This window comes from Cytobacillus sp. Bva_UNVM-123 (genome assembly GCF_046351715.2).
Taxonomy (GTDB): Bacteria; Bacillota; Bacilli; order Bacillales; family Cytobacillaceae; genus Cytobacillus.
Map to the genome: position 1 here is coordinate 4,873,638 of NZ_CM177772.1, position 12,358 is coordinate 4,885,995.

General features: G+C 38.5%; 13 protein-coding genes. All 13 read right to left on the reverse strand.

Features of this window, described 5'->3' with window-relative positions; translation table 11 throughout:
* Window positions 1-50: 50 nt before the first annotated feature.
* Window positions 51-1,562, reverse strand: coding sequence for a F0F1 ATP synthase subunit alpha (gene atpA, locus KDN24_RS24780; RefSeq protein WP_409973173.1), 1,512 nt, complete (start codon window positions 1,560-1,562; stop codon window positions 51-53).
* A gap of 25 nt (window positions 1,563-1,587) precedes the next feature.
* A complete protein-coding gene (locus tag KDN24_RS24785) occupies window positions 1,588-2,124 on the reverse strand; it encodes a F0F1 ATP synthase subunit delta (RefSeq protein WP_409973172.1) in 537 nt (178 codons plus the stop codon).
* On the reverse strand, window positions 2,121-2,642 hold the full coding sequence (locus KDN24_RS24790) for a F0F1 ATP synthase subunit B (RefSeq protein WP_409973171.1): 522 nt from the start codon (window positions 2,640-2,642) through the stop codon (window positions 2,121-2,123). The genes KDN24_RS24785 and KDN24_RS24790 overlap by 4 nt, the downstream gene beginning before the upstream one ends.
* Window positions 2,643-2,793: 151 nt before the next feature.
* Window positions 2,794-3,006, reverse strand: a complete 213-nt coding sequence (atpE, locus tag KDN24_RS24795) for a F0F1 ATP synthase subunit C (RefSeq protein WP_057773197.1) — start codon at window positions 3,004-3,006, stop codon at window positions 2,794-2,796.
* Between the two features lie 79 nt (window positions 3,007-3,085).
* Window positions 3,086-3,799: a F0F1 ATP synthase subunit A gene (gene atpB, locus KDN24_RS24800; protein ID WP_409973170.1), complete on the reverse strand. Its 714-nt coding sequence runs from the start codon at window positions 3,797-3,799 to the stop codon at window positions 3,086-3,088.
* Between the two features lie 20 nt (window positions 3,800-3,819).
* On the reverse strand, window positions 3,820-4,191 hold the full coding sequence (locus KDN24_RS24805; RefSeq protein WP_409973169.1) for an ATP synthase subunit I: 372 nt from the start codon (window positions 4,189-4,191) through the stop codon (window positions 3,820-3,822).
* Window positions 4,192-4,423: 232 nt separating this feature from the next.
* Window positions 4,424-6,685 carry a S8 family serine peptidase gene (locus KDN24_RS24810; protein ID WP_409973168.1) on the reverse strand — a complete coding sequence of 754 codons (2,262 nt, stop codon included), beginning with the start codon at window positions 6,683-6,685 and terminating at the stop codon, window positions 4,424-4,426.
* Window positions 6,686-6,828: 143 nt separating this feature from the next.
* Window positions 6,829-7,458: a uracil phosphoribosyltransferase gene (gene upp / locus KDN24_RS24815; protein ID WP_491348217.1), complete on the reverse strand. Its 630-nt coding sequence runs from the start codon at window positions 7,456-7,458 to the stop codon at window positions 6,829-6,831.
* Between the two features lie 281 nt (window positions 7,459-7,739).
* The gene (gene glyA, locus KDN24_RS24820) at window positions 7,740-8,981 is read right to left on the reverse strand and encodes a serine hydroxymethyltransferase (RefSeq protein WP_491348218.1); all 1,242 of its coding nucleotides are present in this window, start codon (window positions 8,979-8,981) and stop codon (window positions 7,740-7,742) included.
* Window positions 8,982-9,187: 206 nt separating this feature from the next.
* A complete protein-coding gene (locus tag KDN24_RS24825) occupies window positions 9,188-9,760 on the reverse strand; it encodes a TIGR01440 family protein (protein WP_409973165.1) in 573 nt (190 codons plus the stop codon).
* Between the two features lie 54 nt (window positions 9,761-9,814).
* Window positions 9,815-10,255: a ribose 5-phosphate isomerase B gene (gene rpiB, locus KDN24_RS24830; protein ID WP_409973164.1), complete on the reverse strand. Its 441-nt coding sequence runs from the start codon at window positions 10,253-10,255 to the stop codon at window positions 9,815-9,817.
* Between the two features lie 247 nt (window positions 10,256-10,502).
* The gene (locus KDN24_RS24835) at window positions 10,503-11,798 is read right to left on the reverse strand and encodes a methyl-accepting chemotaxis protein (protein ID WP_409973163.1); all 1,296 of its coding nucleotides are present in this window, start codon (window positions 11,796-11,798) and stop codon (window positions 10,503-10,505) included.
* 10 nt (window positions 11,799-11,808) lie between these two features.
* Window positions 11,809-12,261, reverse strand: a complete 453-nt coding sequence (locus KDN24_RS24840) for a low molecular weight protein arginine phosphatase (protein WP_409973162.1) — start codon at window positions 12,259-12,261, stop codon at window positions 11,809-11,811.
* Between the last annotated feature and the right edge of the window lie 97 nt (window positions 12,262-12,358).

Consider the following 12,358-nt stretch of genomic DNA (forward strand, 5'->3'; position numbering starts at 1 on the left):
TAGCACTGCCGCTTTTCTTATTGTTAGGCCCGAAAATGCAAAACTTAATTTTACTTATCGGATACTGCGAAAGTTTTCTTAAAGTCGTTAATCGCAGCAGCCATATCGTCATCAGCAGGAAGCTCTTTCGTAGTGGCGATATGATCTAACAACTCTTTGCGGTTATGGTCTAACCAAGTATGGAACTCAGCTTCGAAGCGACGAACATCCTGAACAGGAATATCATCTAAGAAACCACGAGTTAATGCATATAGAATAGCAACTTGCTTCTCAACCTTTAACGGTTTGTTAAGATCCTGTTTTAGAACCTCTACAGTACGAGCACCACGGTTCAGCTTTGCTTCTGTTGCTTTATCAAGGTCTGAACTAAATTGTGCAAATGACTCAAGCTCACGGTATGAAGCAAGGTCTAGACGTAATGTACCTGCAACCTTTTTCATCGCCTTAATTTGAGCAGATCCACCAACACGTGATACAGAAAGACCCGCATTAATCGCCGGACGTACACCGGAGAAGAATAGGTCAGACTGTAGGAAAATTTGTCCATCTGTGATAGAGATAACGTTCGTTGGAATATACGCAGAAACGTCACCAGCTTGTGTTTCAATAAATGGTAATGCAGTAATTGAACCTGCGCCTTTTGCGTCGCTCAACTTAGCAGCACGCTCTAATAGACGGCTGTGCAAGTAGAAGACATCCCCTGGATATGCTTCACGACCTGGAGGACGGCGTAATAGTAATGATAATTCACGGTACGCTGCCGCTTGCTTTGTTAAATCATCATAAACAACAAGAACATGCTTGCCATTGTACATGAATTCTTCAGCCATTGTTACTCCAGCATAAGGAGCTAGGAATAATAGTGGAGCAGGCTGTGATGCAGAAGCGGTTACAACGATTGTGTAATCTAATGCACCATTTCTACGTAGCATTTCGACTGCATTACGAACAGTTGATTCTTTCTGTCCGATTGCAACATAAATACAAATCATATCTTGATCTCTTTGGTTCAAGATTGTATCGATAGCTACTGATGTTTTACCAGTTTGACGGTCACCGATAATTAATTCACGTTGTCCACGTCCGATTGGCACTAATGCGTCAATCGCTTTAATTCCTGTTTGAAGCGGCTCATGTACAGATTTACGATCCATAACTCCAGGAGCTACTGCTTCAATTGGACGAGTTTTTGTTGTGCTAATTGGACCCATGCCATCTACAGGCTGTCCAAGTGAATTCACGACACGTCCGATTAACTCTTCTCCAACCGGAACCTCCATGATGCGTCCTGTACGGCGTACTTCATCGCCTTCACGAATTTCTGTATATGGTCCTAAAATAATGATACCGACGTTATTTTCTTCCAGGTTTTGCGCCATACCCATAACGCCGTTTGAAAATTCAACAAGTTCTCCAGCCATGACATTGTCGAGGCCATGAGCACGAGCGATACCGTCACCAATTTGGATAACCGTACCTACATCACTCACTTGAATTTCCGACTGATAGTTTTCAATTTGCTTTTTTATCAGCGCACTAATTTCTTCAGCTTTGATGCTCATGAGTTTCACCCCTATCCGCGAAATCTTATCCTAATAACTGACGTTCTAAACGTTCTAGCTTACCCCGCAAGCTACCATCGAAAATCCGGTTTCCGATACGGAGCTTAATGCCACCGAGCAAACTAGAATCAACAATATTATCAATACGAAGTGAGCTTTTTCCAACTTTAGCGGCAAATGTTCCAGATAAAGCTTCCCGCTCCACATCTGTTAATGGACGGATTGAATAAACCTTAGCTTCAGCAATACCTCTTTCATCATTTGCCAAGTGAATAAATTGATCAGCCACATCGGAAATTTCATTCTCACGGTGACGTTCTACTAATATCAATAATGTGTTTAGTACATACGTATTTACTGCTCCAAATGTGTCCTTTAAAATCTCTTTTTTCTTTGCAATTGAAAGCCTTGGAGATTTAAGTACAGCATTTAATTCTGTATTCTGATTCACTACTTCTTTTACTACACGAAGCTCTTCTTCCATTTCGTTAAGAAGCTGGTGTTCATTTGCAAGCTGGAAAAGAGCCAACGCATAGCGCTTTGCAACTGTAGAGCCTGTCATCGGCCTTCTCCTACCTCTTGAATATATTCGTTAATAAGCTTTTCTTGATCTTCCGCACTTAATTCCTTCTCAATAACCTTCGATGCAATTAAAACTGATAGAGAAGCAACTTGTTCGCGAATCGCTGCAACCGCTTTTTCCTTTTGCTGCTCAATTTCAAGCTTAGCAGATTCTTTAATGCGTTCTGATTCAGTACGCGCAGCAACGATAATTTCTTCACGCTGCACATCGCCATGTTTTCTAGCATTTTCAATTAATGTTTGTGCTTCATTGCGAGCTTCTTTTAATAGATTTCTTTGTTCCTCTAAAAGGTTTTTCGCTTCAATACGACTTTGCTCTGCCGCATCAATTTCATTCGCAATATGTTCTTCGCGCTGCTTCATAACGCCCATTAATGGACCCCAAGCAAACTTTTTTAGAAGAAGTAATAATATGATAAAAGCTACAAGCTGGTATATCATATCTCCACCGTTAAAATCACTTAGTGATACACCTAAAACTAAACTGTTCGATAACATCCACGATTCACTCCCTTCAAAAGTCATTCACTTTAAGGAAAAACAAAGTATTTATATAGTAAACTAAACAATTTTATTTTATAGCACATAAATGAATGGCGAAGGTTCTCAAGGAATTATCTTCGCCATTTTAAGATTGTTTATCAAGGAATTACTGTCCAACTACCATGAATGCAATAACTACCGCGATAATTGGTAATACCTCAACTAAACCTACACCAATAAACATCGTTGTTTGAAGCATACCGCGAGCTTCCGGCTGACGAGCCATACCTTCAACTGTTTTTGAAATGATAAGACCGTTACCGATACCAGCTCCTAGTGCCGCTAAACCAACTGCAATTGCTGCTGCTAATACACCCATACCCATTCTTAATTTCCTCCTTGAATTGTATAATAAATTTTTTAATTTGTGATTTGTTCAATTAATGAACATTTATATATTAATGGTCTCGGCTCACTTTATGCGCCATATAAACCATAGATAACATACAGAAGATAAATGCTTGAATTGAACCGATAAAGATAGAGAATCCTTGCCATGCCATCGTAGGAAGAATTGCTGAAATTTTACCTATCCATCCACTTCCAGCAAGGTTTACAACTAATAATGAGAGAAGTATCTCCCCCGCATAAATATTTCCATAAAGACGCAAGCCTAATGTTAGAGCATTTGCAAATTCCTCAATGATCTTAATAGGCGACATGATCCAAAATGGCTTCAAGAATTCACGCCCATAAGCGCCTGCCCCTTTTGCTTTAATACCATAAAAATGAGTTAATGCTACAACCATGACTGATAATGTCAAGGTTATTGCTGGATCAGCAGTTGGCGATTTCCACCACAATTCATGCTTATATGTTATTGAAAATGGAAGACCAAGCATATTGGAAACAAAGATATACATGATTAAAGTTAAACCAAGTATGTGAAACCTACCACCATCTTTCCAATCCATAGCACTATTAATAATATTTTTAACAAAGTCCATTACCCATTCAAAAAAGTTTTGCATACCCGTTGGCTTCAAAGCAAGACGACGAGTAGAAAGAACAGCAATGATGAACACAATCATACTTGCAATCGTTATCATCAAAATATTCCCCAAGTTAAAGGTTAAGCCCATAAACTCACGTAAAGGAGCTTCGTGTTGCATATTTTTCACCTCTCTTCCTACTATCTACGTAATAATGTCTGAAGAAAAAAATCTATCATAATGACGATAAAAGTTGTCATTAATCCAATAACTACACTGATGAGATGAAAATGTTCTGGAAATTTCATAGCAATTATAATAGCCAATATTGCTGTTGCCATCCTAGAAGCAGTTCCTAGAGAACGTACCTTTCTCCCCTTATTAACAGCTTCCCCAAATTGCCCTATCTTTCTTTGCATTAACCATAAGTTATAAAGACTCATAACTGTTCCTAATATTAACCCTAAAAAAATAGATTGGTAAGACGTAAAGCCCCAGCCGAGAACATAAAAAGACAACAACAAAAATATGTACTTGCGTTGTCGAATATACATTATTTTAAATTCCGGCATTTTTGATTAGTCTCCTATAAAGAAATTTTAGAAAGAGAATGATAGAAGGTTTTGGAGCGCTATTAACTAATATTAGCAACGTGCAGACGTGGCAATGATGACTGCAAAAATTATTGAAAACCCTATCATTTACATCCTTTGTAAGCATACAATAGGCACTTGTCAATGTCAATGTGTTTGCAGTGAAAAAATACACGATCAAAAAGGCCATTTTATGCTGTTCACAAAGTATTCACATTTTAGTTTTTATTTCATTTTCCTTTAGCGTTGTCGTCAAGTCAATTTGACCATTTTGTGAAATATGCAAATAAGACTCAAGTGAGTCTTCCTTTCCAGCTTTTTTCGCAAATACTTTTATTTTATATAACCCAGGGAGTGGAAGCTTTTCCTTTTTAATCTCCTCAAGTATTTGGCCTTTGCCTATATTTCTTCTCCAATCTAAAAAACCAATAAATCGAAGGCTATCTATGTCAAACATGGCAATCCCAAACTCTTCTGCTCCACCTGGAAGATATACTTCATACCGATATGTTTCGTGAGTATCTCCCTTACCAAAACTAAAGCCCATCACTCTCGGATAATCAGGTTCCTCAAGTACATATAAATATGGTAGCTTAATTTCTTCAGAGCCAGTATGAAGATCAAGTGTCCCATCGTACACTTTCTTCGTAAACAGAGTAGGATCAACTGATAACTTTATTTCAATTCTTTTCTTTTCACCTTGTTCTAAATAGAAGGATAAAGGAAGGTGCCAGCTAATCCCCTTTTCTGCAGAAGGTAGAGAAAAGGAATACTTTTGAGACTGATTACTTATATTTTCAACTGTAATAAACCCACTATGCTCATGCATGCGGTCAGCAAGCTGAAATTTACCGAATTGAAGGGATGATGGCATAACAAGTGTGCTCGTCTTTATTGCCTTTTCCATCTGAATTCTACCGGCTCCTTGTTCATATGTGCGATACAATTCACCTTTACGATTCACGAGCGGCTTTGCTGTATTCATTAATGCAGCTTTTATTTGTTCTGGACCCCAATCAGGATGTGCCTGTTTAAGAAGCGCACATGCTCCTGCAACATGGGGAGCAGCCATACTCGTTCCTTGCAAAGATAAATAGCCGCCAGGAACCGTGCTATTGATCGCTACTCCTGGAGCAACGACATCTGGTTTAATCTCCCATGTCGATGTGACTGGACCTCTTGAGCTAAAATCAGCAATAATATCCTTTTCTTCTATTAAAAATGTCCGCGCAAATACCTTTTCACTTGCAATTTTTTTCTTCAGCTTTTCCCCATCTGCTTTTGATAAAGATGTTACAGGAATCGTCACATTCGCATCCAAATTTCCGAAAAATGTCCCCTTCGTATTATTATAAATAATAGCCCCTGCTGCACCTGCTTCGAAGGCATTCCTTCCTTTCTCAGTAAAAGAAAGATCTCCTCTTTCGATTAAAACGATTTTCCCTGAGGCATTCTTTAATTCTTGTTTACTACCAATACCAGCAAATATTACTTCATGTGATTTAGTTAAATCCCAATCAACAGAGCCTTGGAGCAGTTCAAGTCGGAGCCTACTGCCATCTACTTCAAGAAAAGGAATTTGTAGCTTAGGGGTCGAAGCCCCAACTGATATTGCCTTCGAAGCAGTTCCAGGCGATCCAACTGTCCAATTATTCGGGCCTGAGTTTCCAGACGAAGTAACAGCTGTTATCCCTTGCTCTACAGCCTTATTTAAAGCCATACTAATCGGCAAATCTGGGCCATTCACATTGTTGCCAAGCGATAAATTTAAAATATCTACCTTATCCTTTATAGCTTGCTCGATAGCCGCAATAACCTGCTCAGTCGTCCCGCTGCCACCAGGTCCTAGTGCCCGATAAGCAATGATCGTAGCATCAGGCGCAACCCCTTGAACCTTTCCATTCGCTCCAATAATTCCAGCTACATGTGTGCCATGAAGGGTGCTTGTGCCTTGCTCAGGCTTCGTTTCCATCGGGTCTCGGTCCTCGTCTACAAAGTCAAATCCACCACCATAATTTTTTCTTAAATCCGGATGGTTGTAATCAATGCCCGTATCAATGACACCCACTGTCACTCCCTTACCTGTTAATCGTTCATTTTTATGGTCAAAATACCCTCTCACTTCTTGCCCGCCAATCATTTTGATGCTTTCTTCCGCATGTACATGATACGTATTAACAGGTGATACGATCGAATGACTAACTAGTTTCTTAAGTTCCTCAATATCCTTTGCCTTTCCTTTTACTGAAAAACCATTTAATGCGTATTTGTAAATTTGTCTTAACTGTAAACTAGGTATTTTACGAAGCAATTGATGAATGTCCTGCTCACTTTTTTCTTCCTCTAATATAACAATCGCAACCTTTTCTGTTGTTGGAGATTCTAACGGAATAGGAGGATGAATAAGCGTACTTGCTTCAACAAATGAAGTGGACAAAAAAATGAGGACAACGGTTGAAATAATTTTTTTCATAAAATACCCCCTTTTTTAGCTCGGTTAGAGGGAAAAGCAACAACCAACTTAACAGAGCCGTTTTTATAGGTTTTTCTTACTAGAAGGGAATTATACAAAAAAAGCTAGTCAACGATTGACTAGCTTTTTTTGTATAATTATTGCTATTTCGTACCAAATAAACGGTCTCCGGCATCACCTAAACCAGGGACAATATAACCGTGATCATTTAATTTTTCATCTAAAGCCGCAATATAAATATCAACATCTGGGTGAGCCTTCTGCAATGCTTCAACACCTTCTGGAGCAGCTACTAAACACATGAATTTAATATGCTTACCCCCACGTTTTTTCAAGGAGTTAATTGCTTCTACCGCAGATCCACCTGTTGCTAGCATCGGATCAATGACGATGAAATCTCTTTCTTCTATATCGCTTGGGAATTTAACATAATATTCTACTGGCTTCAATGTTTCCGGATCACGATATAAACCGATGTGGCCAACCTTTGCCGCAGGAATTAATTTCAAAATTCCATCGACCATGCCAATACCTGCACGCAGGATCGGGATGATGCCGATTTTTTTACCAGATAATACTTTAGATTTCGTAAGACTAACCGGTGTTTCGATTTCTACATCTTCCAACGTCATATCTCTTGTTATTTCAAATGCCATTAAAGTGGCTACTTCATCGACAAGCTCACGAAAATCCTTCGTTCCCGTTTCCTTATCACGAATGTATGTAAGTTTATGCTGAATAAGTGGATGGTCAAAAACATATACCTTTGCCATAAAAACCTCTCCTTTTCAATAGAAAAATATGTGTAACAATCACGCTTCTCTTTATTATTCACAATCATGCTACTGTTCAAGCTTCCACATTTTTTCTTCTTGCACTTCGTCTAATTTTACAGAAAAAGTTTTATCAGGGCAACAACGAATCTAAATTGTCATAGAAACTTTTAAATCACTCAGTAAATGTCTTTAACACGTGATTCTAAGTAAACGCTCCTATGAGGCAAAAAAAAGGCGTCTCCTAGTCAAAATTCACACTAGGAAACAGCCCTTATATCTTAATTTTCAGGATAAAGAGTGAATTTCTTTGTTAAAGCTTCAACACGATCACTTGCTTCTGCAAGCTTTTCTTCATCTTCATGATTTTTAAGAGTAAATGAAATAATCGAAGCAATTTCTTCCATTTCTTCTTTGCCAAAGCCACGGGAAGTAACAGCAGCTGTTCCAATTCGAACTCCGCTTGTTACGAATGGGCTTTCTGGATCAAATGGAATTGTATTTTTGTTCACTGTAATGCCAACTTCATCCAATACTTTTTCAGCAATTTTACCTGTTAAGCCTAGAGAGCGTACATCAACAAGAAGAAGATGGTTTTCTGTCCCTCCAGAAACAAGGTTAATCCCTTCTTTTTTCAAGGATTCAGCTAAGTGATTGGCATTTGAAATGACATTTTGTGCGTATTCTTTAAAAGAATCTTGAAGCACTTCACCAAGGGCAACCGCTTTTGCAGCAATAACGTGCATCAATGGACCACCTTGAACTCCAGGGAAGATCGATTTATCAATTTGCTTCGCAAACTCTTCTTTACAAAGAATCATTCCGCCACGAGGGCCACGAAGCGTTTTATGTGTTGTTGTCGTAACAAAGTGAGAGTAAGGAACTGGGTTTTGGTGTAGACCCGCAGCAACAAGACCAGCAATATGAGCCATGTCAACTAATAAGTAGGCACCGACTTCATCAGCAATTTCACGGAAACGTTTAAAGTCAATGGCGCGAGGATATGCACTTGCACCAGCAACGATTAGCTTTGGTTTGTGCTCACGAGCTTTTTCAAGAACATCATCATAATCAAGCAGCTGAGTTTTTTCATCGACACCATAATCGACAAAATTATATAAAACCCCACTGAAGTTTACTGGGCTTCCATGTGTTAAGTGGCCACCATGAGAAAGATTCATCCCTAGCACAGTATCGCCTGGCTCAAGAATTGTAAAGTAAACCGCCATGTTCGCTTGAGCACCTGAATGTGGCTGTACATTTACATGCTCAGCCCCAAAAATTTCTTTTGCCCGATCGCGAGCTAAATTTTCAACAACATCAACATGCTCACAGCCGCCATAATAGCGTCTGCCAGGGTAGCCTTCAGCATATTTATTTGTTAATACAGAGCCTTGTGCTTCCATAACCGCTTCACTAACAAAGTTTTCAGAAGCAATTAATTCAATTTTTGTTCTTTGACGATTTAATTCATCTTGAATGGATTTGAAAACTAGTTCATCCTGTTGTGCTAAATGCTTCATTAAAGTAATCCTCCCTTTTTCAACTAAACTATTTCCAATAGATTTGTAACTCTTTTTTGAAAATTCTATTACATATTATCATGTTTTGCTAAAAAAAAGATATAAGATCAAATTTACTAAGGCTGTTTTATTGTATTAATGAAGTTTTTTTAGAAGTTTTATCTTCCATAACAGATTAATACTCACACTTATAGCCCTCGTTTACTTCAGCATGATTCATTCACAAACGTTCGTTCATACACTGCTCTCGCACCACCAATTAGCTTTGGACGAGTCGTTGCTAGAGTGACATGTGCCTCTCCGACAGATTTCCGAGTCGTTCTAATCGGAACGGCCACATGCTTTAAATGCATACCAATGAATGTGTCACCAATATCAATTCCAGCGTCAGCTTTAATATGTTCAACTACAACAGGATCTCCAAAATGATTGAAAGCATAGGTCGCCATCGCACCGCCAGCATTTCTAACAGGGATCACACTTACTTCCGAAAGCTCCTTTTCCTCTAGTGTTTTTCGTTCAATAACGAGCGCTCGATTCAAATGCTCACAGCATTGAAAGGCAAGTGCTGTACCTGTTTTATCTTGAAGCTTCTTTAATTCGCTAAAAATCATTTCAGCAACTTCTTCCGTTCCCGCGGTACCGATTTTCTGTCCACTCACTTCGCTTGTACTGCAGCCAACTACAAGAATATGTTTATTTGTCAATGCTACTGCTTCATTGAACTCATTCATAATCGAGCTAAGCTCATTTTTCCAAGTTTCTATTGAATTTTTCATAAAACCCACCTCTTTCAGAAGCTTCAAGTTTTATTTTCATATTGGCTTGCGCTTTTATTTATTTTCGTAATCTTTAATTTTTTTAACTCGATTTTCGTGGCGTCCGCCTTCGTATTCCGTTGTCAACCAGACCTTTGCAATTTCGCGTGCAAGACCAGGCCCAATTACACGTTCACCCATTGCAATTATATTACTATCATTATGCTCACGAGTAGCCTTCGCACTGAAAAGGTCATGAACGAGTGCACAGCGAATACCCTTTACTTTATTGGCCGCGATACTCATGCCGATGCCTGTTCCACAAATAAGAATACCTTTATCAAATTCACCGTTCGCCACTTTTTCCGCAACCGGCAATGCATAATCAGGATAATCAACAGATGTCTCGCATTCACAGCCAAAATCCTCAAACTCAATGCCCATATCTGTCATTAATTGTTTAATTTCTTCACGAATATTTACTCCACCATGGTCAGATGCAATTGCTACCTTCATTAAAAAATCCTCCTATCCGATCATTAAATTCGTATGGCTTATGCTGTTATTGTGGCATATTAATTTAAAAATATTAGAAAAAAGCTCAACATCATTATAGCATGTTTAGAAGGAGAAATTTCCTCTCCTATTGAAAGAAACCTTCGAAAAATCGAAGGCTTCTTTTTCAAAAGTTTAGCTCTTTAGCTTTGTTAAACATGGCTGTTGATTTCCGCTGCAGCGCTTTTCCTGCTTCCACATATCTAAATTACAATTGGAATCTCGTAATTGTATTTTTTAGTTTTTCCGCTTGTTCCTTTAGTTCAGATGCTAAGTTTTCTACATTTTCCATCACTTTTGTTTGCTGTTCGGTTGATGTTGCCACTTCTTGTGCACCAGCAGATGTTTCCTCCGCAATCGCAGCAACTTCCTCTGATTGAGATGATGTAGCTTGGATGCTCTTCATCTGGCGGTTGACTAATTCTGTAATGGTCGCAACAGAAAGAGCCATTTCATTGACTGTTTTCGTCATTTCCTCAATAACTTCATTTGTTTCTGTGCCCTTTTTAGCTTCATGATTGGCTGTCTCGACTTGCTTTGTAATTTGTGTGACTACATTTCGGACTTCTTCCTGAATATTGGCAATCAATTCTGAGATGCCTTGAACAGCGTTAGCGCTTTCATCTGCAAGCTTCCTTACTTCTTCTGCAACAACCGCAAAGCCTTTTCCATGCTCCCCTGCTCGAGCAGCTTCTATCGAAGCATTTAACGCTAACAAATTTGTCTGTGCTGCAATATCGCCTACAAGCTGAATAATTTGTTCAACTTTGGCAGCGTTTTCTTCTAATTGTTTAACCGTTTGCAATGATTTTTGATTATCGCTTGCGAGTCTTTCAATTCCCGTAACGAGTGAATGAATAATTTCCTTAGAATCATGTAAATCTTGAACCATCTCTCTCGACACTAATTCTGAAGCCTTCGCTTTTTGTTGAACTTCATTTGCAATTTGAATAACATCTTCAATAGATTCAGCAGTCGATTGGATGGATATGGCTGAATTGTCAGCTCCAATTGAAATCTCATTTATCGTTCTAGATATTGCTTCTGCTTGCTCTGCTGCAAAAGTAGATTCCTTTGAAATAGCAATTACTTTGTCATTTGTCTCACGGAAATTATCATCAATTTGATGAACCATACCTCTTAAGTTGGAAAGCATTTCGTTGAACGCTACTCCTAATGAACGAATTTCGTCATCTGTTTTCGCTAATTCAACGTCATCTTTAATATTGCCTTGTGCCGCCTTTAAGGCCATATTTTCAAGCTTCTGAAGTGGTTTTATAATAAATCCGGCAGCAAAAAACGCTAATATTCCTGACCAAATAATCCCTAAACTTAAGGTGATAATTGTAAACGGAACTTCTTTTATCGGAATAATGTCTTTTATGAATGAATATAGAAAATAAATAAAAAAAGCACTTGTTGAGTAAGTTATGATTGCCAATACTGAAATAAAAAGGACAAGCTTTTTCCTTAAACCGAATTTATACCTTCTTTTTTCCTCCATCATTCTCCCCCTAGTTTTTCTTTTCACTTTGTAAGCGATGTATCATTTTCAAAATCGTTTCGTTCATTTCATTAAAGGTATTTCTGTAAACCTCAATCGGCCCCCCAAAAGGATCAGTAATATCACTATTGCCAATTACCCCTGCAAACTCTTTCATCGTAAACGTTTTTCCAACAGCATTTGGGAACGTGCCGATAATAATGTCTTTGTGGCTTTTTGTCATTGTTAAAATATAGCTCGTCCAATCGACTAAGCTTTCATTTAATAATGTCGCCTGATGATTTTGTAACAACCCTTGCTCTTTTAGGACTCTTTTTGTATTTTCTGACGCATCATTACCATCTAATGCGTAAACACCCGCTGACTTCACTTCAATACCGGGTATTTCTTTACTTCTCAATATGGCTTCAGCCATCGGGCTCCGACATGTATTTCCCGTACATACAAATAAAACATGAGTCATAGCTGTGCCTCCTTTCCCTCATTATATGACAAAATTACTAGATGCAACAATCTTATCTTAAGAAAAATAGTGAATTATTCACCCTTAGAAAAACTAG